Here is a 22,290-nt window from a genome sequence, read left to right as displayed (position 1 = left end):
GACGAGCGAGCGCGAAGCACCCACGCAGGTGGGCAACCAGGGCCTCGGTTCGCTTGTCGGCACACCGCTCCACCTTCACGGGCCCACGACACGAGCTCGCGCGGAAATTCGCGGCTCGGCATCGAGGACTGCGCACTCGCGGCGACGCATGAGCACTGTCCTACCGGTGTCGGTAGGCGAGTCACCCAGAGGGTCGCGCGGCGGAGCGGTGGTTCTAGCGGGCAGAGATCATGAGAGACGCGGGGGACGCGTCGATGGACAAACTAAGGCGCGACCCAGAATCTGTCCAATGATTTTTATCGAAGTCACCTGGCGGTAGGCGGCGCCACTGTTGCCAGCGTCATCGAATCCGCCAGGGAGCGCTTGCTGAGGCTTGCCTGCGCGCTCATTCCTTCTTCCCCGCCCGTTCGACGAGCGCGCGCAGAGCGTCGGACACGCCGTGCAGCCGGCGCAGCGCGCTCGCATGGTCCGCATTGCCGATGTCGCGCCAGATGCCGGCCTGTGTGCTGGCCAGCCCCGCGACTGTGAGCGGATAGGCCGCCGCTTCGGTGAGGGCGCCCTTCTCGTTGATGAGATAGCGGCTGTTCAAGGCGAACAGCACCTGCGCCACGCAACTCAGTGAGCGGTAGGCGCAGCCCGCGACGTGCAGCTGCTCGGCGCGCCTGGCCGCGAGCTCGGCATTCTCGATGGCGAAGCCCACCTCCCAGCCGAAGCGGGCAATCAGCGCGTCCCTGAGCGCCTCCGGGAAAGGCGAGGTTTCGCCCTTCAGCTCCGCGATGCGGCCAGACGGGTCGAGCAGCGGCTGGCAGGTCGCGACCTCCCCCATCCAGATGGTCGAGCAGAAGCCGTGCGGGTGGCCCGGCTGGTAGTTCATCGAGAAGCGGCCCTGCCGAGCCTCGGCGATGACCTCGCGCACCCGTCCGAGATCCCGGTAGATGAGATCGACCTCCACACCCGAGAGGGTGAGCCAGCCGCCGCCGTTGATCCACGGCCCCCAATCGCCGATCCGGGTCACCGTTGACGATGGGTCATCGACGAGCGGGGCAATGGCCGCCTGGAGTGCCGCGACATCGAGCGGCGCATCGGGCTCGTAGTACAGGCCGATGTCGTAGTCGGAAGCGGGCCCCGCCGTGCCCCGTGCGCGCGAGCCACCGAGCACAATCGCCGCCAGGCCTCGGACAGGCCGGAGCGCTTCGACCAGACGCGCAAGCACGGGATGTTCCATCCCTTCAATCTGGCACTCCGCGAAGCGCGTGACCACGCCCTTCATCCATTCGAGAGGACCTCGGAGCGCAGCTCGGGGAAGACCTTGCCCACCTTGCCGAGCAGGTAGTCCCCATAGGTGCCCTGGAAGGCGTGGACGCTCCGCTGGTCCCATCGCTCGTGGGCGTCCTCGGCGGTGGTGGTGGTGCGAAGGGCAGGGGCCTCGAGCGGTCGGATCTCCGCGTTCCATCCCGGGTCGAAGAAGAAGGGCAGGGAGAGGCGGTCACGCCCGGAGCGGTTGAGCACCCGGTGCGGCGTGGAGCGGTACACGCCCCGGGTCATCCGGTCGAGCATGTCGCCGATGTTGCAGACGAACGAGCCCGGGATGGGGGGCGCATCGATCCAGCGCACCTCGCCGTCCGCGCGGGACTTCACCTGGAGGCCGCCGGCCTCGTCCTGCTTGAGGAGGGTGAGCACGCCATAGTCCGTGTGCTCGCCCACGCCCCAGGCGGGCTGTCCGTCCTCGGCGGTGTCGGGTCCGGGCGGGTAGTTGAAGATGCGGAAGAGCACGAGCGGATCGGCCATGGAGCCCGTGGAGAAATGGTCCTCCTCCAGGCCGAGGCTGAGCGCGATGCCGCCCATGAGTGAGTGGCCGAGACGCGTGAGCGCGGCCAGGTAGTCGAGCACGGCCTCGCGCAGGCCGGACGGTTCCTGGGGAAAGAGGTTGGGGCCGTGGAGCGGCGTGCCCGCGCGCACGAGCGGGTGCTCGGGGCCGAGCTCGGTTCCGAAGTAGAGGCCCTCCTTGCGGTCGGGGCGGCCCGAGGTCAGCTCTCCTCCCACGGGGAAGTAGCCCCGCCAGGCGGCTCCGCCACGCGCCATGCGGATGGCGAGCTTCTCCTCCACGGGCAGCGCGAAGAAGCGGCGGCTCGAGGTCTCCAGGCGCCGCTGGAGGGCCTCGTCCACGCCGTGGCCGACGACGTAGAAGAAGCCGCTCTGCCGGCAGGCGGCGCCCAGCTGCTCCGCGACGGCCTGGCGCTCGGCGAGTGTCGAGGAGGGGTCCACGAGCGCTCGGACGCCGATGACGGGGACCTGCTCGAATCCACGGGAAGGGGGAGGGGAGCTCATTCGATGGAGGGGTTACGGCTTGGGAATGATGATCAGATCCTCATCCTGCTCCAGGCGATATACCCCGTCGTCGCTCCGGCAGCGCTCGGCGTGCACGCGGATCTTCTCATCCAGTGCACGCACCTCGTCCTCGCTCAGGGCCGCGAGCTGGTCCGCCGTGTAACAGCCCTCGAGCACGAAGAAGCGGCAAAGCGTGTGCATCTCCTCGAAGGTCTTCGCCACGAACCCGCTCATCGTCTCGAGCACCTCGTGCGGCAGCCGCTTCTGTTGCATGGTGGTGAGCAGCTGCTCGCCGAAGAGCATCGTCTCCGAGAAGTCGCGGCACAGCCGGTAGGTCGGCCCCCGGCCAGCGGCCATGACGATCACGCAGTATCCGCCAGGGCGTACGAACGTGAGCAGCCTGTCGATGAAGCCTCCCCAATCGGAGAGGGGCACGTGGTACAGGACGTGCGAGCACACGACGAGCTCGTACTGCTCGGGCGATTGGTAGCGCTCCAGGGGCTCGAGGAAGATCCTCGCCTTCTCGTGCTTGAACCCGGCGATCTGGTTCTGATTGGGTTCGAGCAGGGTGAGCGAGCCGAAGCGCGGCGCGAGCCGTTCGGCCACCTTGCCGGAGCCCGCGCCAACGTCCAGCAGCGCGGGCTGTTTCGGGAGCCGGGGGAGGATGCGCTCCTCGACGGCCTGCCCGATGTTCTCGGGGTGCCGGGCGGAGGCCGCGAGGATGCGGAATGCCGTGGCGTAATCCTGTGGCGACATCGTGATTCCCATACCGGTCTCTCTTTTCCTGGGGCAGGGCCTGGAGCGGCCCGTCGCACAGGCCCACGTTGGCACGAAGTATAGGAGGGACGGAGGCCTGGGGAGAGCCCCCTTCCCGGTCGGCAGGCCAGGTTCGCCCCGATGCATTGCGGACATGGGCCGCCAGACCGAAGGTTCCGGATGAACGGCTCCGCTCGGATACCTGTGGACCCAACGAAAAGGAGAGACGTCATGAGTTACATTGATGGGTTTGTTATTCCGGTGCCCGCCGTCAACAAGGACGCCTACCGGGCGATGGCCACCAAGACCTTGTCGCTGTTCAAGGAATATGGCGCGACCCGTGTCGTCGAGTGCTGGGGCGACGATGTGCCCGACGGGAAGGTCACCGACTTCAAGGGCGCGGTGAAGGCGGAGAACGGTGAGACGGTGGTCTTCTCGTGGATCGAGTGGCCGTCCAAGGCCGCCCGCGATGAGGGCAACAAGAAGATGATGGAGGACCCGCGCATGAAGGACATGAAGGGCATGCCTTTCGACGGCAAGCGCATGATCTTCGGCGGGTTCTCGGTCCTGCTCGACTCCTGAGCGCGGGGTGGTGACTGCTGTCTGGGGGAGTGGTGACTGCTGTCTGGGGACTGGTGACTGCACTCACCACCACCCATGGCTCTCCCGCCTCGTAACCCCCTGAAATCACGTGGGCCGCCCTCCCCATGGAGGGCGATCCGGGCATGGCATGCAGGGTGCAGTAGGTCAGGACATCGCTGGTCCGAACCCACCCCGCACCTTCCGAGGAATCCCATGGCCCGCATCGGCTCCAAGCTGCCCCGCTCCGCGACGTTCCCCACGCCCAAGACGTCCCAGTTCACGCCTCCGGCCCGCGCCTCCACGCTGCCGTCCACGGCGCCCAGCTCGCAGGTCAGCAAGCCCGCCGTGGCCGGCAAGCCCGCCCCGGCCGCTCCGGCCGCCCCGGAGTTCAAGCCGCTGAAGCACCCGGGTATGCCGGAGGGCGGCCCCACGTACAGCCCCTGGGAGAAGACCACGGGCGAGTCCTCGAACCTGATGGTGAGCGGCGGTGACAACAAGCTCACGGCTCCCGCGGGCGCCAAGCAGAACATGCTCGTCGACAGGCCGGGCAACCCCTTCCAGAAGGACGTCTTCGGGGGCACGCTGAGCGGCAACGTGGGCTCGATGCAGGCCTCCACCACGAGCCACAGCGGTGGTGGCGTGCACCACTACTCGGCCCAGGCCGAGCTCGCCGGTCCCAACGCCGCCTACCAGCTGCAGAAGGTGCACGCGGGCCGTCTGGGCGTGACCACCGGCAATCTCTCGGCCGAGGCCAACTCCTTCAAGGCGAGCGGCCAGGCGGGTGTCTCGGCGGATACGAACAGCCACGCGTACACGGCCGCGCTGACGGGCAAGGCGGAGACGGGCGTGGGCGTCTCGGCGAGCGCGAGCCACGACTTCAACCGGCACGTGGGCGCCTACATCAAGGGCGAGGGCAAGGCCTCGGCTACCGCCTACGCCGAGGGCGTGGCTTCCCTGGATCCGAGGACGGCCACGGCGCTGCTCTCGGGTCAGGTGGGCGCGGCCGCCACGGCGGGCGCATACGGCACGGCGGGCGGGCACCTGGGCCGGCTGCACGGCTCGGTCACCGGAGGCGTGGTGGCGGGCGCGGCGGCCCAGGCGGGCGGGAAGTTCGGTCTGGAGAACGGCTTCCTCAAGCAGTCCGCGGAGGTCAACGCGGCGGCGGGTGTGGGCACCCACCTCAAGAGCGACGTGGCGGTCGACCTGCGCCACCACATCAAGCCGGGCATCGCGGCCGGTCTGCGTCCCGGCGCCGGCGCCGCGACCGGTGTGGCCTCGCCCGCGGCCACGCTGCAGCCCGAGAAGTCGCGCGTCGAGCAGTTCTTCTCGAAGGTCTTCCACGGGTGAGAAGGCGGCATCGGGGTCATGCCGGAGCGTGACCCGGGATGCGCTGGATTCGGGCGCGAGCTCGAGGACGAGTTCGGGGTGGCTCACCCGGCCGGGGAAACCCGGACGATGAAGTCGATGGGCTTCGTCAATTCGAGCGGCTCGACGGAGGGGTGCAACACCGTTCCGTTGGCGACGCGCGCCGGAATGCTGAGCCAGAAGGACACCCGTTCGCGCTCACGGCCGGTGCCGGCGCACCGCTCGCAGCCGGCCCCGGGCGTGGTGGTGCAGCGCCGGCAGATGATGTCGGTATCGAATGACAGGGTCGCCGCGCCCCCTGTCTGGGCTTCATCCTCCTGGAGACACAGCTCGACGGTCCCGTTCCCGAGGAGCCGTACGCCTCCACACGCCAGGGCGGACGAGATGTGGCCGGACAAGCGCCACAGCCATCGGGGCGATGGGCTCGGGCTGCCGGCGGAGTCCTGGCCGGGAGGGGCGGCCTCGAGACGGCTGTACGCCTCGGCAATCTCCTGGAGGCGGGCGGCCGTGTCCGGCACTGACGGGCCGGTGTAGAGCTGCTTCGCGGCCCGATGGAACGCATCGCGGATCTCTTCTTGCGATGCTCCACGGCTCAGCCCGAGAAGCGCATAACAGGAGTCGAGGTTCGGCATGGATCCTCTGGCCGCGGATTTCCCGTGAGCATAGGCACGGACCCACCGCCGCACCCGGAGCCCCCTCGCTCATTGTTCATTTCGCTTCATCCGCTTCCAGGCCTCGTGAGAGGGCCCGTGCGGCTACCGCTTGATCTTCACCTCTTCGTAGTCGTCGGGGTTCACCCCGGGGATGTCGTTCAGGCCGCGGTGGTCCCGGGTGCCGATCCATGCACCGTCGGAGCGGCGGCGGAAGTAGCGGTCGTAGCCGTCGGCCACCTGGTAGGTGTTCCCCGCGCCGTCGATCACGGTGCGCTCCTCGGTGATGGTGTTGAGGAAGCGGCGGTGCGAGTCGTCGGAGGTGGAGGTGTGCATCCGCGCGTGGTGGGCCGCGTCCTGAGCCATCTGCTGATTGCGCCAGGCCGCGTTGTGCGCCTCGTGGCTCTCGTGCAGCGACGCCATGTGCGCCTGGTGGCTCGCCGCCATGTTCTGCAGTGTCGCCATGTTCTGCTGGTGGTTGGCCCGGAGGCGGGCGGAACCCTGATCGATCATCGCCATGTTGGCCTGGTGCTGCGCGGCCGAGCGCGCGCGCTCCTGCAATTGGCGCTGCAGGATGGCCGGGTTCGTCCGCCGGGAGTCCAGCATCTCCAGCAGCGCCGGGACGAAGGCCTCGGGGTCGCCCACCGTGGTGATGCCGTGCACCTCGGCCATCCAGACCTGGCCGAGGTTCGTACTGGAGCCGAACAAGACCGCCTGCACCCGGCGCGGTCCCTCGTCGAACGAGAAGGTGATCCGGCCGGCCGTGACCCACGCCTGTGCCGCGCCCGAGCGCTGGAACAACTGGCTGACCCTTTGGAACAGCTCCGGCGACGGCACCATGGCGCCCCACCGGAAGCCGGGCAGCCCGCCGAAGCGGTACTGGGCATGGGCGGGCAGGAAGTGCTCGATGGAGGTGTATGGCCGCGCCACCGCCCCGGGCGGCGAGCCGAACATCGTCGCGGCCGGCTCGATGAACATGGGGATTGTCGGATCGCCCAGGAACAGCGTGGTTCCTCCCGTCGGGCTCTCGGCCGTCGCGAGCTGGTGGGGAATGGAGCCGTTGCTCTGGACCCAGGCGCGGTTCCGCCAGCCGCGCGGCATCGCGACGGTGAAGACCTGCTCTGCGTCGGAGAGCGTCTCCCACATCTGGGGGGCGACGGAGGGCGGAGGCAGACGCTCGTGCATGCGGCGGATCCTTACTTGGACGCGAAGAGGACGGGATCCTACTGGCCGCGGCGGATGGACGTGAAGCGGTGGAGGCCGCTGGGCGGGCGGGATGGTTACAGCGAGGGCAGTCCACTTCTGTATCACTGCAATCCAGACATCCTCGCGAGCCGCTGAAGTCTATTTGACTCAGACAATGCTTGCCCGATCTCCAGGCCTGTACTGATTTAAAACGCCTCGTGATCGATTTGTGCTCAGACAAGAGCACGACAATTTGAATGCAGCCTGATATTTGGGCGCCCGCTGAACCTGAGAGCGCACCCTCGCGGGAGTTCGACATGGAATTGTCGGAACCGCTGGGAAAAAGAGGGAACTCGTGACGCAACAGCAACGGCTGGGAAAATACGAATTGGTGCGGAAGCTCGCCGCGGGGGGCATGGCCGAGGTGTTCCTCGCCAAGGCCGCCGGGCCCATGGGTTTCGAGAAGACCCTGGTCGTCAAGCGCATCCTGCCCGAGCTGGCCGCGGAACCCGACTTCGTTCAGATGTTCCTGTCCGAGGCCAAGCTCGCCGCCCAGCTCACGCACCCGAACATCGTGCAGATCTTCGATTTCGGCGAGTCCGAGGGCACCTACTTCCTGGCCATGGAGTACATCGACGGGCCGAGCCTGCGCACGCTCATCAAGCGTGCCGAGACCCAGGGGCAGCCTCTTCCCCCCGCGGTGTGCGCCCGGATCATCGCGCTCGCCTGCGAGGGGCTGGCCTTCGCCCACGACTTCATCGACCCCGAGACGGGTGAAGCACAGGGCCTCATCCACCGGGACATCAGCCCGGACAACATCCTGCTGTCGCGGCAGGGCGCGGTGAAGGTGGTGGACTTCGGCATCGCCAAGGCCGCCGGGCAGAGCCACAAGACGGAGAGCGGTGTCGTCAAGGGCAAGCTCCCGTATATGCCGCCCGAACAGCTGCGCGCGAAGCCGTTGGATCGGCGCGCGGACGTGTACGCGCTCGGCGTGGTGCTCTACGAGCTGCTCACGGGCCAGCGGCCGTACGCCTCGGAGTCGGAGGCCGGGCTGATGCAGGCCATCCTCTTCGAGCCGCACACCCCGGCGGCGGAGATCCGTCAGGATCTTCCCTTTCCGCTGCGGCGCATCCTCAACAAGGTGCTCTCCAAGGACCGCGATCAACGCTACGCGGATTGCCACGCCTTCCAGGCCGACCTGGAGAAGTTCATTGTCTCCGTTGGCGCGCCCGTGACGATGCAGCAGGTGGCGCATCTCATCAACCGGGCCAACACGGACCCCGGGCTTGGCATCCCCGTGGTGAAGGAGCCGCTCAAGACTCCCACTCCTGTGCCCCCGGGCCTCACCAGGAAGCGCCCCGCTTCGACGCCGAACGAGGCGGCGACGGCGAATCATCGCGGCCTCCAGGCCTCGAATCAGCAGGCACCAAGGGCCCTTGTCACAGCTCCGAGCCGGCGCCCCGCGTCCGAGCCGCAGACGGCCCCGGGGAGGGCCCGACGGCCCTCCGGGCCCATCGTGATCCCGGCCTCAAGTAGCGCTCCCTGGTCGGAGCAGGCGCTGACGAAGCCCCAACGGTGGATGCCGTCATGGGCGCTTGGCGTGTTGATGCTCCTGGTCAACGCCACGGGGAGTTGTGTGCTAGGCCCGCCGGATGTCGAGGAGCAGTCCGATGTGGCGACGAAGCCACCCGCGCAGGTGGTGCAGACGCCACCCGCGCAGGGGGTGAATCCTCAGCCCGCGCCGCAGGCATCCCCTCCGCCATCCGTGCCCGTCATCCCGCCGAGCCCTGTCGTGGACCCCGCGCCCGCCCCTCCGGCTATGCGCGTGGTCAGGGGTAAGGGAAACCTGGAACTGCGCGTCTATCCCTACGCCACCGTCTTCGTGGATGGCATGAATATGGGGGACACCCCCATGAAGCCCCTGCAATTGTCCGCGGGGCTCCACGTCATCAAGTTCGTCCACGCGGGCAGGACGATCGTGCGCGAGTTCGACGTCAAACCCGGGCAGGACAACATCCTCAAGCTCGACATGCTCGAGGATTGAGGAGCACCTCCCCTCCACGGCCCCATCCCAGGAACCGTGGAGGGCGGGGCGTCAATACCACCTGCTCTGCCAAGCCTTGATGTCGCTCAAGGCGGTGTCCAATTTCTCGCGGGTGTCGGCCTCCCGAACCCTCCTGCCCAGGCGCAGCAACTCCGTCCTCGCGGTGAACCGGTTCTCGGACGCCACCCCGGGAAGTTGATTCTGGAGCAGAAGCAGGCGTCGCATGATCCGCTCGCAGTCGGTAGCAACAGCCGCCCGGCAACCGAAGAGACTCGCCGGCTCTTCATCGGGCGATTCAGGGGCATTGGGTAGCGCCACGTCCTGGTCCTCGTCCCCGAGCTCCCAACGCTCTTCTGGCACGAGGGACTTCACGTACTGCCAGTCCGAGTTGAACGGGTAGACCGAGTACTCCTTGGCGAACTGGTCGATCTCCTGAATGGCGCGGATCCATTCGGTAGTCGAGCCCGCCTGCGAAACCAGGGACTTGAATTCCGACAATCTCCTGGCCACCTCGCCACCCCGAATATCTCGCAGGCACAGCATCTGTTCCATCATGGCCAGGCGCCACAACTGCTGTGCTTTCAAGGTCCTGCCAGGGGGGATGATTTGTCCGGACGGGCAGTTGGACGAAGTCCCCGAAGAAGGCTTCTGCTTGCCACTTGGGGGAGTGGTGGCGCTCGGATCCATCTGCGCTTTTTTCCGGACCGTCTCGAAGTGGCTCTCGATCTTGGGCGAGACCGGCACGGGAAGCTTCGCCTCGGGCCGGATCAGCAGTGCCATCTCGAAGGCATCTCCGGATTCCACGAACCTTCCCACCTGGTACAAGAGGACTCCCTCGTAGAGGGACAGGGTCACCAGATCGGGCGTATCCAATGGGTGCTGACGCGCGAGCCCGATGAACTCGAGGGCCTGCTCGTACTCGCCGTCCTTGTAGGCACGGATGATCATGCCAATCGAGATCTTGGGGGGGACAGCCACCTCCGGCTTCGGAGCGGCGGCGCCCTCCTTCGTGACGGCGGCAGGTGCCTCCTTGGCAGTGGCAGGCGCCTCCTTGACGGCGGCAGGTGCCTCCTTGACGGCGACAATCTCTCCCCCGGCCGCGTGAGCGGAAGGGAATGGCGTCCAGCTGGCAAGGAGCAGGGCGGGGATGATTCTCTTGTGGAACATGGCACACACGAAATGGAGCATCTGGGCGAGGACTGGCTTTAACCCAGATTGAAGGCCAAGTCCTCCTCGTCCGCAAACTACGGGGGCGCCAGCCCACGGCATTCTCCTGTCAGGGTCTCATCCGCTCACGGAAATTCTGGGATTGATGGTGAAACCCTGTCGTCGTGGGCTACGGGCCATCTGCATTCGAGGGCTTCGTCCCAATGACAGCCAGGGGGACTTCCTGGGCGTGATGCGCACCCGTTCACGGACACCGGCAGGTTCCTGTTGACCACCCGGCGCGCGTCCCTGAACATGCCGGAGGGGCCGGCCAAACTGGGGAAAGACCCATGGAATACTCGCAGTCGTCGCGTCCTGCCGTTCTGTTCCTGCTCCTGGCGCAAGTGGCCGTTGCCGGATGCCAGCCGGAGCCCGGACCCACCGAGCCGAATCCCGTACCGACCCATCCTGCTCCGGCCGGAACGTCCTCCCACACCCTGGCCGCGGCTCCCGAAGAGGAGGTAGCTGCTGGCGTGTTGCCTCAAGAGGACCGTGCCTTCCGTGGCGTGCTCACCACCCGCTCTCTGCAGGCTCCTCAGTACTTCCATTACGACGCCTTCGTGGTGACCGCGCGCGAGAGCGGCGTGGTGACCATGATCTCCGATGTCATCGAGGTGGCCCCGAACGGCTACGTCCATGGCTACGGGTATCCGCTCACCATCGCGGCCATCGAGGAGGGCGCGAACCTCACCCAGATCGGGGGCAACTACGTTCAGAACGCGCTCGAGACGGGGACGGCGGTGCTCCAGTACCCGGTGCAGAAGGGGCGGCAGTACATCATCGCCTACAAGACGTTCAGCGGTTTCATGCCGCTCTCCTACCGGCTCTGGCTGTCGCCCTACCTGAAGATGGAAGGCAGGATCGAGTCCCTCCCCACGCCGGTTCCCGTGACTGGGGACGACACCGGGCAGATCTCGCTGGAGAACCCACGCCCGGCCACGTTGAGCCGCATCGTCGATTGGATGAGCCCACGGATGGGTGGCTCCTAGGCCGTCCCGTGCCGGTGCCGTCCGGGCGCCTACTCGTAGTGCTTCACGCGCGGCCAGAGGGTGGCCAGAGGCACCTTCAGCTCCGAGCACAGATAGATGGGTAGGTTGTTCTCGTAGGGCATGACGTAGGGGCTGGGCGGCACGCGCGCGGCGAGCTCGACCCGCGCGCACACGGGCTGGAGGTCCTCCAGGCTGCCCCCCACCACGAGGAGAGGCCCGTCCGCGTCCCCGGGCCCCCAGAGAAAGTAGTGGTTGTGGCCCGAGCGCGCGGGGGGAAGGCCGTGGGCCGCGCCGAGCCAGTCGAGCGCCCCGGCCTCTCCGTAGTTCTGCGCGAACAGGGTGGTGCGCGCCCGCTGCTCCGGAGTCAGGCGCTGGTACACCTCGGCCACCGAGGCGACGAGCTGCTCCCAGCCGTGCTGGTCCGCGTAGTGCTGGGGCAGGACGCCGTACTCGTGGCGCTCCTGCGGGGCGGACTCGATGCCCAGGGTGCGCTGCCAGGAGATGAAGGTGTCCACGGGCAGCACGGGGAGGGTGAGCGGCGCGAGGGCGGCGAAGCCCGCGAGGCCCGGGACGAGCACCGCGGCGCGTGCCACCGGGCGCTGGATGCGGCGCTCGGCCTGGACCGCGCCCGCGGCGATCAACATGGGGTAGGCGGGGGCCAGGTAGTAGTCCTTGGCGCGCAGGAAGACGAGCAGGCCGAAGAGCAGGACGTAGGCGATGCCGAGCGCGCGGTAGGGCCGGAGGGCGGGGGAGAACAGGAGGAAACCCAGCCCGGTGAGCCACAGGGGCGCGGAGAGCGGGTGCAGCAGGAGGAACTGTCCGCGCACGAAGTCGCCGAGCTGGAAGGGGGTGTTCTTGTAGAGCTGGCCGTTGCGCAGCAGCTCGAGCATGGGCCAGCCGTGCGCGTGCTGCCAGAGGAGGTTGGGAAGCACGAGCGCGGTGGCCAGCAGCACGCCCATGACGAGCCATCGGCTGGCCAGCAGCCTCCGCGCCGGAGTGAGGAGCACGCTGAGCACAAGGCACACGGTGAAGAAGGCCATGGAGTACTTGTTGAGCATCCCCACGCCCGCGAGCGCGCCCAGGGCGAGCCACAGCCGGGGCTGCTCCGTGCGCACCAGGTGCACCAGCAGGGCGGCGCAGCCCGTCCACAGGAGGGGCTCGAAGGCATTCATGGTGAGGGTATGGCCCTCGAAGAGGAAGATGGGAGCAAGCGCGGCGGGGAGGGCGGCGAGCGCCACGGCGAAGTTTCCACCCCCGAAGCGCCGCGCGAGGTGTCCGGTGAGGGCCACGAGCCCCGCGGAGGCGAGGGCGGGCAGCACGCGCAGGCCCGTGAGGGAATGGCCGAAGAGCGTGGTGGCGAGCCGGGCGGCCACGGCGATGAGGGGAGGCTGGTCCACGTAGCCCCAGTCGAGCCGCTGGCCGCAGGCGATGAAGTAGAGCTCGTCCCGGAAGTAGCCGTAGCGGTGGGCGAAGAGCAGGTGCAGCGCCGCCGTGGCGAGTGCGAGCCCGGGCAGGAGCCAGGAGCGGAGGGGCTTTGGGGTCATGGAAACGCGGGGGGCCTCATGGGGCGGGGCTCAGGTGGGCCATACGAGCATCAGTGCCGTGACGCCCTGCTCGCGTGCGAACTGGGGGGCCCAGGCCTGGAGCCGGGCTCCCAGCTTCCGGGCTTCCTGGAAGTGTCCCTGCGCGGCCTCTTGCATCATCGCCATGTGGAGCGCGCACCGGGCGAGCAGTTGGAGCTGCGCGTCCTCGCTTCGGTGGTGCTTCTCGGCGAACAGGGTGCCTGCGCGAACCGCTTGCGCCGAGAGCTTGTGGGAAGACAGCAGCGTGCACACATGACAAGGAGTCGCGGCGGTGCATGACCCCAGTCTAACCCCGGGCGGGCACTCAACCGGTTATCATCGGCCCGAGAGCGGAACGGAGGGGAACGACATGGCTATCAGCGAGACCAATCCCGATTACGGCTATGGCAACAACGACCTGGTCGTGCCGAGCAACTGGACGGTGACCTTCCTGGAGGGCCAGCTCGCGGTCTCCTGCACGGTCGCGCCGAAGAACGCGCAGACGGACGCCATCACCAACCTGTACGTGGGCCTCACCAACCCCACGGACTCATTCAAGTTCTACTGCTCGGGTTCGGTCACCGCCCTTGGCTCCCCGCCCTCGGGCAACGCCATGACCGGCTTCTCCCAGACGTACCTCTTTGACCCGAGGACCCACGGGAACACCGTGCGCTCCATCGTCTTCGGGTACGTCCAGACCAGCCTGGGCTCCAGCTCCTTCATGCTGCAGCAGCTCTTCACCGTCGGCTAGACGTCGCTCCAGAGCGAGAACCGGCACTCGAAGTAGGGATACACCTTCACCGAGACTGGTGCGTCCGGCCGGACCACCAGCTTGGCTCCAACGGTCCGGCACAGGTTGCTCGGCCACCGGTGTCCCGTGAGCGGAACGCGCTCGCGCCCGGGCCACTGGAGGATGGCCTCGCGCTTCTCGGGGGTGCACAGTCCGAGGTCCACCATCCGCTGGAGGAACTCCTTCGCCCACGGCTCGTGCGGCTTCTCGGGGAAGGGGAGCGCCAGCCCGATGGTGGGGCCCACCGTCTCGCTCACGTCCAGGTTCACCTCCGCGAAGTGCAGGTAGTCGAGCCACGTCTTCGTGAGCTCCTCCACCTGCGCCCGCGAACCCGGCCAGCCGATGCGCTCGAGATATCCGCCCACCTCCTCGCGGGGCATGCCGATGATCATCCGCACCGCGTCCGAGCCGCGGCAGGCGAGCGAAGCCACGTGCTCCACTTCCGCGAAGTCGGGCAGCTGCTCGAAGCAGCGCGACACGGTGCGCGCGATGTCCGGGCGTACCGGTGCACCCTGGAAGGCCTCCAGCGCTCGCCAGGTGAGCTGGAGCGACTCGTCCACCGTTGCGCCCGTCTCCCGCCGCGAGCCGGGCGGCTTCTGCCCGAACTCGGGTTGCACGCAGGCGAAGGCGAAGGGCTTGGGGTTGGTGGTCGGACCCTCCACGTCGTACTCGAGCCAGAGCACGGGCACGCGCGCCAGCGGCGAGCCTGGATCCACCCATTGCCGCGAGAACTCGCGCACGCCATCCCAGAGGGGCCCGGTCAGCTGCTCGCGCGTCTTCGCGAGCGCGTCCGCGAGCGCATGGGGGCCTCCATCGGTCCGCATGCAGCAGACCATGTAGTCCACCCGGGGGGCCCCCGCCTCCATGCGGCATTCGAAGCAGAAGCCTCCCGAGACCTCCGGAAGCAGCCGGGCCACCGCGTTGACGTGGCCGAACGCCTCCTCTCCCACCAGCTCCTTGGAGAGGAACGGCTTCAGGCGGCTCATCAACTCATCGATGGGGACGATCATCGGGAAGCCCTGGAGCCGTGCTCAATCGATGGTGAATGCCTGCGGGAGGATGCCGTAGTGCCCGTCCGGGTTGACCACGGCCAGGTCGTACACGCCGATGGGCGCGTTGGAGGGGAGGTTCAGCGTGCAGTGGAGGACAGAGCCACGGCAGCCGGGGTTCTCCACGCTCTGTGTCATCGCGGGCACATCCATGCCGCTCATCTTGAGGGCGGCGAACGTGCCCGTGGTGAAGAAATCCCCCGCCACGCGCAGCTGGACCGTGTTGCCGCACGAGCCCGTGCTCGGGGTCGCCGAGTTCACCTGGACGACCGCCTTCACCCACACCACGGCGAACATCTCCAGTGAGGCGAGCTCCGTCTTGAGCAGCTTCATCACCGAATCGAGCTGGCCCTTGTGCAAGGCCTCCCGCTGCGCCTCGGACAGGTTGGCCTTCGACATCGTGCCATCCGGGTCCTTGCTGAACTGCCGCTGCAACTCCGGATTGCGGAGCAGATCGGAAATGAAGTGTAGAAGCACGGTCCCCTCCCTCGTGGGTGGTGCTGGGATATCTTGAACTACGCGCCGAAGCCAGGGGCGAGGATCGCGGCCCACCGGCGCGGCTCGCGGATGTTCTCACCCCGCAGGGTGCCGGTGGCGCGGGTGATGAGCTCCTTGCCCGCGTCTCCTCCCATCAGCTCGCCCTTCCACAGGCGGGCGCTGGCGGCCAGCGTGGGCATCCCGGCCGCGTCGTAGCCGTCGATGGCCGCCGACAGGTGCGAGAGCGCCTGCTCGGGCTGATCACCGAGCCGGGCCGCTCCCGCCTGGAGCAGGTGCACCAGGGACGGCGTGTCGCGCCGGATCTCCTGGGCGAGCAGGCCGATGTCCTTGTTCGCGAGCCGCACGAGCTCCTGACGCCGTTGGGGCTCCCGCTCCGCCAGGGCCAGGGAGATGCGGGCCCGCAGCCCATACAGCTCGAAGCGGCCGAGCTGCCCGCGCAGCCACTGTCCGGCCACCAGCGAGGGCCACGCCTTCTCCAGCCGCTCCCGGGCCTGGTCCAGCTTGCCCTCGTACAGCTCCGCCAGCGTCTCGCGCAGCACCTGGAAGCCGTGCTGGATGGCGCCGAGCCGGCTCCAGCCCGCCATCATCTCGGTCATGAGTGCACGGGCCTCGTCCGTCTGGCCCTGGGAGATGAGGCACAGGGCCGTGGAGAAGGACGCGGTGACGCGGGAGAAGAGGTCTCCCACCTCGTTGGCCTCGCGGAACCACTCCGAGGCGCGCTGCCCCAGCTCTCGCAGGCCGTGCGTGGCCTGCAACACCAGACAAGCCTGGGTGCGTCCGACGTTGGTCTCCCAGATGACGTCCAGGCCGTGCTCCCGCAGCAGCTTCATCCCGTGGTCCGCCTGCGCCAGGGCGGTGCTCCACTCGCCGAGCACGTACGAGTGGGTGCTCTGGTACGCCTCCGCGAAGCCGATGAGGGCGGGATCGTTCAGCTCGAGCGCGAGTGCCTTGCCCTGCTCCTGGTAGCGCGCGCCCCGCTTCACCGAGCCGGCGGTGCCCTGCCAGAGCCACAAGGCCCCGAAGGCCGTCAGCGCGCGGGACGCCCGGGCGCGGTCTCCGGACTCGAGGGCCATGCGCAGGCTTTGAATCTGGAAGCCCATGGCGCGCAGCGACTCGATGCTCGCCAGGGACTTGCCCAGGGCCCACGTCACGTCCATGCGCGCGCGCAGCGCGTCGGGGACGGGGTCCGGCCGCTGGCGCAGCTTCGCGCCGCCCGCCATCAGGCGCATCATGTTCCACGCCACGCCGCCGATCGCCACGGCGTTGGAGTCCGAGTAGGACAGGCCCACGCGCGTCAGCACCGGCCGCACCAGCGTCAGCCCCTCGTCGATCCGGCCGCTGAGCATCAGGCTCTCGATGGCCCGGCGCCGCAGGTCCAACCCGTGTTCCTCGGGCCCCTCTTCGGCCACCTGGAGGAAGAGCGGTCCCGCTTCGCCACCCCGGCCCGCGTTGGCGAGCGCCTCGGCACGGCGCAGCTTCAGCAGGCGTGGCTCGGGCAGGGCGGCGTTCGCGGCGCCACCACTCCACTCGAGCGCCGAGCCGAAGAGATCCGCGGCACGGTGGAAGGCCAGCGCCTTCCAGGCCCGCTCCGCCGCGCGGAAGGCCTGCACGGCCGCCTCGCGCAGTTCGCCCGCGCCATGCAGGTGCAGGGCGAGCAGCTCGGGGTCTGGCTCGGGCCGCTGTACCCACACCTCGGCGAGCCGCCGGTGGTGGTGGGCGAGCGTGGTGGGCTCGAGCTGGGCCAGCACGCTCTCGCGGATGCGGTCATGGGCCACCTCGAGGCGGGAGGAGTCGCCGGTGCGGCCCTGGAGCAGGTGTTGGGCGCGCAGGAGTACCAGCGAGGAGAGCGCGGTGTCCCCGAGGCGGGCCGCTTCGAGCACCACCGTCTCCTCCGTGGGCCGGCCGGACACGGCCGCCACTTCCAGCAGGCGGCGGGCGCCCTCGGGGAGCTGGCGGAGCCGTCGCGCGAGGACACCGCTCAGGGTGACGTGCTCTCCGGGCTCCGAGCCAATGGCGTTGCTTCCCGGCTCGGTGCGGGCGAGCTCCTCGATGAAGAACGGGTTGCCCTCGGCCTCGCGGATGATGCGCTCGGCCTGGAGCCGGGCCTCGTGCGAGGAGGCACCCATCCGGTACAGCGCCAGCCGCGTGGCCTCCTCCGCCGGCAGCGGCCCGAGCACGAGCTCGCGCGGTGCTTCCAGCACGAGCGAGTGTGCCAGGAGCCGTTCGAGCTCACGCAGGAAGGGGCTGTTCCGGGCCTCCCCGCTGCGGTAGCTCGCCACCAGCAGGAGCGTGGGCATGTCGGGCGGCGAGAGCAGCTCCGCCATCAACTGCGCGCTGTCCACGTCACCCCACTGCAGGTCATCCAGGCAGAGCACGAGCGGTCCCCGCCCGGAGATGCGCCGCAGCAGCTCCTTGAGGACGGTGTCCACGTGCCTGCGGGCCTGGAGGGGCTCCTGGGGCCCGGGCGCGGCCGGCGTGGGGTCGAGCCGCTCCGCCACCACCCGGAGCACGGGAAACACCGGCAGCAGCTCATGGAACCGTTCCGGGAGGAGCGCTCGGGCCTCCTCGGGGGGGAGCCGCAGCAGGAAGCGCACGAGCGAGTCGAACAGGCTGTCCAGGGCCTTGTAGGGCACGGACTCGCGCTCGTGGCAGCGGCCCATGAGGGCAATGGCCCCGCGTTGGTGGACGGACTCCACGAAGCCGCGCAGGAGCGTGCTCTTGCCCATGCCGGGCGGTCCGTGCAGGTACACGATGCCGGGCTTTCCGGCCGTGCTGCGCTGGAAGGACTCCTCCAGCACCGCCAGCTCCGCCTCGCGGCCCACCAGCGTGCGTCCCCGCTCCGGCAGCGCCACGGCCCCGCGCGCGCCGGTGCCTCCACCCCGCAGGGCGAAGCAGGCGAGGATCTCCTCGAATCCCGGCCGGCGGCCCGGCTCGGGCTCGAGCATGCGCATGCACAGCTCCGAGAGATCCTTCGGAATGTCCTGCGACACCTGGATGAGGGGGACGGGCCCCTGCTGTTGCTGCTCGCGCCGCTCGGAGGAGTTTCCGTAGAAGGGGCGGATGCCGCTGAGGGCCTCGTAGAGCATCACCCCGACGCTGTACCAGTCGGTGGCCTCGGAGATGCCCTCGCCCGCCCACTGCTCGGGCGCCATGTACGAGGGGGAGCCGGCGACTCCCTCCGGGGCCTGGTCCTGGGGCGCGGGAGCCAGCTCCTTGGCGAGTCCGAAGTCGAGCAGCACGACCCGGCCGGTGGGGGTGACCAGGACGTTGGACGGCTTGAGATCGCGGTGGACGATGCCGGCGGAGTGGAGGGCCCGGACGCCCTGGGCCAGATGGTAGAAGGCGGCGCGCAGGCGCTCGGGGTCGACGAGGAAGGGCGACGCCGCGGGCCGGGGCTCGCGCGCGATGGGCACTTCGTTCGAGGGCTCGTCCGAGGAGAAGGTGGCCGTCGCGTCGTGAGGGCCGCTCGCGCCCGGGTCGCTCGGCCGCGGGCTGGGGATCACCGTCTCCGTCCTGTCCTGGGGCGAGTCACTCAGGGACAGGGAGGCGCTCATGGAGCGCACGTACGTGGTGAAGTGGGAGCCCTCCACGTACTCCATGGTGAAGAACCACTGGTTTCCCTCCGAGTGCAGCTCGTAGAGGGTCACGAGGTTGGGGTGGACGAGATCCCCCAACAGCCGGAACTCCTGCTTGAAGCGGTAGAGCGCGATGGGCCGGGGCTCGTGGAGGAGCTTGAGGGCCACCACCGTGTTGTAGAGGGTGTCGAAGACCTCGTAGACGTGGCCGAACGAGCCCTGGCCCAGAGGACGGCGGACCTGGAATCGCTCATTGCCGAGGAAGTCGGCTCTCGCGGGGACCCTCACGTTCCGTTCCTTTCACGAACGACCGGCACGGCACCTGCCAGGGCCGGGCGTGCGCGGCCCTCTAGAGGGAGGAGCCGCTGACGCCGCGTGTCACGTGAGGGATTATCGGCAAGAGCCCGGCGATTGTGAAGCGACGCTCACTCCCCCGCCGCGGCCTGGCCCTGCTGTGTCCGCTTCAGGAGGTCGCGCAAATCGAGGATGGCTTTGTCCCGGCGCTCGGCGGCGACGGTGGACTCGGGAGGTGGGGCCGCGAGCTTGTCTGCCGGCTGGGCTGCCGGCGGGGCCGAGGCCACCTGCGGCGCGCAGGGCGCCTGTTTCTGGGGCCAGGCGCCGAGCGGGAGGAACCAGACGAAATCATACTGGTGGCTGTTCGACACGCTGTGGCAGCTCATGCACGAGGTCGCCGTGGAGTCCTGGACCCAGGTTTCCGTCGCCACGTTGGCGGTATTGGTCTGGGGCTGCGGCTGGGTCACGTTGGGGAAGGTGTCCGTGCCGTCGACGGGCCACTGGGTGAGCACGAGCTGGTAGTTCTCCCAGACGGTCCCCTTCACGCCGTTGGCCTGCTGGTAGAGCTGATTGGTCTTCTGCGTCGAGGCCGCGATGGGCCGCTTGCGCACCACCTCGGTGGGAGCCGGCTTCTGCTGCGGCGGGTTGCACTGGCTGATGGGCTGGCCCATCTCCGAGGGTGGCGTCTTCGGGTTGTTGTCGTTCAGCGAGTAGGGAGGCTTGCCCCGGGTGCGCTCACCCGGGAGGGCGGGCACGTTGTCGACGTGCTCGAAGGTCGACCAGATCCACTGGGGGAAGGAGGGGGTCTTGTTCACGATGTGCAGCCCGATGAGGCCGACATCGGTCAGGGTGCACGTGCCGCTCACGGGATCGAGCACCTTCGCCTTGGTGACGTAGTAGCGCTTGCGCTGCTTCGCGGGCACGCCCGTCATCACGCGCCAGGAGGCCTTGACCTCCACCGAGCCGCTCGGGAACTTCAGCGCGGGATTGGCCGAGCCATTTCCTGGGAGGTTCTTCAGCAGGTACAGGGGGCCGGGGTAGGAAGCGCCGGGGTTGGTGATGTAATTGTATTCGACCTGATTGACCCGGGTCTCGTAGCGGACGTACTGGCGGTTCTGGCTCACGAGGGGACCGGCGGCCTCCGTCATGCTCGCCTGGTTGAAGCCGTGGTACGTGTTGAACGAGCCGAGCACCTTCTCGTACGGCACGAGGGTGCCAGGGCCGCCACAGGGCGAGAGAGTCGCGAAGCTCTTCCATTCCGCGGGGGCCGCGCCATTGGGGAGGAAGAGCTCGTAGTCCGCCTTCCACGTTTCCCAGACACCCGGCACCGAGACATCGCCGTACTTCTTCTTGATGTCCGGAAGACCGCGGGAATACGGCGCGCTGGTGCTGACGGTGACCGGCCAGGTGAGCGCGATGAACTCCCGCCACGAGAAGTCATCGAAGTAGGGCAGATTGGCTTCGGGGCTCTGGGACGGAGCGACGGCGTCGATGGGGATGTTGTAGCTGACGACAGGCGGCGGGAGGGACGAGTCCTTCGCGTCCTTCGCGGCCGCGGCGAGAGGCCAGGCTCCACCCAGGAGACCCGTGGTGAGCAGTGATGTGGCGAGTCTTCGGTTGAGCATGGCGATCAGCTAACTGGAGGGCGGCGAATCTATCAATCGAGCGACGGTGAAAACCCCCGGGGTGTGGCCACGGGTCCGTAAGGGGCCGGGGGGATACGCACTGCCGGTGCGATCGGGATGGGCTGTCACGTCCCTGCGTCAGGAGGAATGGAGTCCGTCGGTGAAGGGGCGGCTCAGCACGGATGGAACCGTTGTGCGCACTGCTTCCAGGGCCTTCCGCTGATAGGGAGTGAAGGCCCGGGTTGGCACCCGCGGTTCTCCCCGGCTGCGCAGCGCCAGGTCGAGCGCCAGCGCATGGCGCCGGCGCATCGGAGCCGTCATCAGCGACTCGAAGAGTGCCTCGGTTCCGAAGGGCCTTCCGTGCAGGTAGCGACGGTCCAGCTCGAAGTTCTTGCGTGACTCCTTCCACCACGCGAGCACTTCCGCCGCGACCGGCCGGGGAAGGTCATCCTCCGGTTTGGGCGTGAGATCGACATCGAGGGGCTCCTCCTCCAGCGGAGGCAGGGGCTCTTCCTCGACATGCGGTGCGGCCAGACGGCCCTCCAGGCTCAGTCCGGTGATGGCGCAGAAGGCCTCGGCCGCCAGGTGGGACACGGCATCATCCTCCATCCATTGCAGGCAGAGCTCGGCGGCGGCGGGTTGGCCACTGAAGCCCAGGGCCCAGAGCGCATCCGGACGGTGGCCGGGCTCCTCGAGGAGGCGCTTCAACCGCTCCACCTCGCGAGCATCCCCGCTCAAAGCCAGCACCAGGGCGGGCAGCCGCAACCCGGGAGCCCTGCTGTCGACGGCTGCCTGGCAGGCGGTCCAGGCGCCCCGATGGCCCTTCTGCAACCCCGCTGTGATGGCGGAATCCCGGAGGGCGGAGACGGGTGACGTCAGGCCCGCCTGGAGCACCTGTCGTTCCAGGGGGGCGCGGAGGCGAGCGGCCGCCCGCAGGGCAGCTGCCGCCACCTGGGGCTCCTCATGCCGGAGCAGGTCCGGCAGCGCTGGGCCTGGATCCACGCCATGGGAGGCGAGCACTTCCAATGCGAGGGCCAGCTGGAGGGGCTCGTCCTGCTTGAGCAGTGTAGAGAGCCAGGAGGGCAGTGCCTCGTACCCTCTCAGCTCGAGCGCTCGCTGAAAGGCGGGGAGGGCCTCTGGGGGGGCGCTCTCCAGGGCCGTTCGTACCGCTTCGGCGCCCGAGGGATTCTCGGAGCCCAGCAGGGTGTAGGCCGCGGCGGTGACGCGTTCCACGTCCTCGTGTGCTTCCAATGCTGGAATCAGCAGTTTCTCGGTCGCGGAAGCTCCGCCCAGGACGAGGCCATCCACATGGGCCATCAGCCGCTCCTCGATCCCGGCCACTTCGTCCAGCACGAAGGTGGGAGAGACAAGGCTGCGCTCCCACTGCAGCCAGAGGAATGCCGCCTCGTCCAGGTGTTCCTCCAGCACATCCATCAGCGTGTGGCTCATGTGTTCCATGTGTACCGGATTGTATGGGGCTTGACCGTGTAGTACGCGCGTCGCGCTCTATTCGGGAACGCTGCCTGGTACAGCGTGGTGATATGTCGCATCCGCTCTGCGATTGCGCGCACTGAGTAGAAGTCACCACGGAAGACAAACACTTGTCGGCCCCCTGCTTCGCGGTGAGCGCTGCAACACGCCGCCCGGCGAGGTGTGCTGTCCAGCCGAGGATTTCAGCATGGTGCTGAGCCGGAGCGCTGTGAAGAGCTTCACACTGCTCACGGGCCTTCGAACAATCCAGGCAGACGGTATTCAACGCGGGGCCGTGACTGTGGACCCGGCTCGGAGCATA

The 22,290-nt window shown here is 68.4% G+C and carries 18 protein-coding genes; 5 read left to right on the top strand and 13 right to left on the bottom strand.

What is annotated here, in order from left to right:
- Nucleotides 1-385: 385 nt before the first annotated feature.
- Genes BO221_RS04315 through BO221_RS04305 form a run of 3 tightly spaced genes read right to left on the bottom strand, consistent with a single transcriptional unit; the run spans nt 386 to nt 3,096 of the window.
- Nucleotides 386-1,270, bottom strand: coding sequence for a nucleotidyltransferase domain-containing protein (locus tag BO221_RS04315; protein WP_233165656.1), 885 nt, complete (start codon nt 1,268-1,270; stop codon nt 386-388).
- On the bottom strand, nt 1,267-2,328 hold the full coding sequence (locus BO221_RS04310) for an isopenicillin N synthase family oxygenase (protein WP_073558995.1): 1,062 nt from the start codon (nt 2,326-2,328) through the stop codon (nt 1,267-1,269). Before BO221_RS04310 ends, BO221_RS04315 begins: the two co-directional genes overlap by 4 nt.
- A 12-nt stretch (nt 2,329-2,340) precedes the next feature.
- Nucleotides 2,341-3,096 (bottom strand): bifunctional 2-polyprenyl-6-hydroxyphenol methylase/3-demethylubiquinol 3-O-methyltransferase UbiG, encoded by a 756-nt coding sequence (locus tag BO221_RS04305; RefSeq protein ID WP_073558994.1) that lies wholly within the window; start codon nt 3,094-3,096, stop codon nt 2,341-2,343.
- Nucleotides 3,097-3,315: 219 nt separating this feature from the next.
- Between BO221_RS04305 and BO221_RS04300 the strand changes: the two genes are divergently transcribed.
- Nucleotides 3,316-3,666, top strand: coding sequence for a DUF1428 domain-containing protein (locus BO221_RS04300; protein WP_073558993.1), 351 nt, complete (start codon nt 3,316-3,318; stop codon nt 3,664-3,666).
- Nucleotides 3,667-3,879: 213 nt separating this feature from the next.
- The gene (locus tag BO221_RS04295) at nt 3,880-5,013 is read left to right on the top strand and encodes a hypothetical protein (protein ID WP_073558992.1); all 1,134 of its coding nucleotides are present in this window, start codon (nt 3,880-3,882) and stop codon (nt 5,011-5,013) included.
- A gap of 83 nt (nt 5,014-5,096) precedes the next feature.
- On the opposite strand, the gene BO221_RS04290 is transcribed toward BO221_RS04295, so the two are convergent.
- Entirely contained in the window at nt 5,097-5,663 is a 567-nt protein-coding gene (locus tag BO221_RS04290; RefSeq protein WP_073558991.1) for a DnaJ domain-containing protein, read from the bottom strand.
- A 123-nt stretch (nt 5,664-5,786) separates the two neighbouring features.
- Nucleotides 5,787-6,866, bottom strand: coding sequence for a hypothetical protein (locus BO221_RS04285; protein ID WP_073558990.1), 1,080 nt, complete (start codon nt 6,864-6,866; stop codon nt 5,787-5,789).
- 415 nt (nt 6,867-7,281) lie between these two features.
- On the opposite strand from BO221_RS04285, the gene BO221_RS04280 reads away from it, so the two are divergent.
- Nucleotides 7,282-8,910 (top strand): serine/threonine-protein kinase, encoded by a 1,629-nt coding sequence (locus tag BO221_RS04280; RefSeq protein WP_083680782.1) that lies wholly within the window; start codon nt 7,282-7,284, stop codon nt 8,908-8,910.
- A 51-nt stretch (nt 8,911-8,961) separates the two neighbouring features.
- On the opposite strand, the gene BO221_RS04275 is transcribed toward BO221_RS04280, so the two are convergent.
- Nucleotides 8,962-10,077 carry a hypothetical protein gene (locus BO221_RS04275; protein ID WP_143195247.1) on the bottom strand — a complete coding sequence of 372 codons (1,116 nt, stop codon included), beginning with the start codon at nt 10,075-10,077 and terminating at the stop codon, nt 8,962-8,964.
- Between the two features lie 512 nt (nt 10,078-10,589).
- Between BO221_RS04275 and BO221_RS04270 the strand changes: the two genes are divergently transcribed.
- Complete coding sequence (locus BO221_RS04270) at nt 10,590-11,105, top strand: hypothetical protein (RefSeq protein ID WP_073558987.1); 516 nt, start codon at nt 10,590-10,592, stop codon at nt 11,103-11,105.
- A gap of 29 nt (nt 11,106-11,134) precedes the next feature.
- On the opposite strand, the gene BO221_RS04265 is transcribed toward BO221_RS04270, so the two are convergent.
- Both BO221_RS04265 and BO221_RS04260 read right to left on the bottom strand, forming a co-directional pair.
- Nucleotides 11,135-12,649 (bottom strand): glycosyltransferase family 39 protein, encoded by a 1,515-nt coding sequence (locus BO221_RS04265; protein ID WP_143195246.1) that lies wholly within the window; start codon nt 12,647-12,649, stop codon nt 11,135-11,137.
- Nucleotides 12,650-12,679: 30 nt separating this feature from the next.
- Nucleotides 12,680-12,940 (bottom strand): hypothetical protein, encoded by a 261-nt coding sequence (locus BO221_RS04260; protein ID WP_073558986.1) that lies wholly within the window; start codon nt 12,938-12,940, stop codon nt 12,680-12,682.
- Between the two features lie 97 nt (nt 12,941-13,037).
- Between BO221_RS04260 and BO221_RS04255 the strand changes: the two genes are divergently transcribed.
- A complete protein-coding gene (locus BO221_RS04255) occupies nt 13,038-13,418 on the top strand; it encodes a hypothetical protein (protein ID WP_073558985.1) in 381 nt (126 codons plus the stop codon).
- Here the strand turns inward: BO221_RS04255 and BO221_RS04250 are convergent.
- The 5 genes from BO221_RS04250 to BO221_RS04230 form a co-directional block, all read right to left on the bottom strand.
- Nucleotides 13,415-14,467, bottom strand: coding sequence for a hypothetical protein (locus BO221_RS04250; protein ID WP_073558984.1), 1,053 nt, complete (start codon nt 14,465-14,467; stop codon nt 13,415-13,417). The two genes, BO221_RS04255 and BO221_RS04250, sit on opposite strands and share 4 nt — an antisense overlap.
- 21 nt (nt 14,468-14,488) lie before the next feature.
- A complete protein-coding gene (locus BO221_RS04245) occupies nt 14,489-14,983 on the bottom strand; it encodes a hypothetical protein (protein WP_073558983.1) in 495 nt (164 codons plus the stop codon).
- A 38-nt stretch (nt 14,984-15,021) separates the two neighbouring features.
- A complete protein-coding gene (locus BO221_RS04240) occupies nt 15,022-18,867 on the bottom strand; it encodes a serine/threonine-protein kinase PknK (protein WP_073558982.1) in 3,846 nt (1,281 codons plus the stop codon).
- 137 nt (nt 18,868-19,004) lie between these two features.
- Complete coding sequence (locus tag BO221_RS04235) at nt 19,005-20,498, bottom strand: hypothetical protein (protein ID WP_073558981.1); 1,494 nt, start codon at nt 20,496-20,498, stop codon at nt 19,005-19,007.
- A 138-nt stretch (nt 20,499-20,636) separates the two neighbouring features.
- Nucleotides 20,637-21,947 (bottom strand): TIGR02270 family protein, encoded by a 1,311-nt coding sequence (locus BO221_RS04230; protein WP_158079785.1) that lies wholly within the window; start codon nt 21,945-21,947, stop codon nt 20,637-20,639.
- Nucleotides 21,948-22,290: the final 343 nt, after the last annotated feature.

The organism is Archangium sp. Cb G35, assembly GCF_001896145.1.
GTDB classification, from domain to species: domain Bacteria; phylum Myxococcota; class Myxococcia; order Myxococcales; family Myxococcaceae; genus Archangium; species Archangium violaceum.
This window is presented reverse-complemented; position numbering and strand designations above follow the sequence as displayed.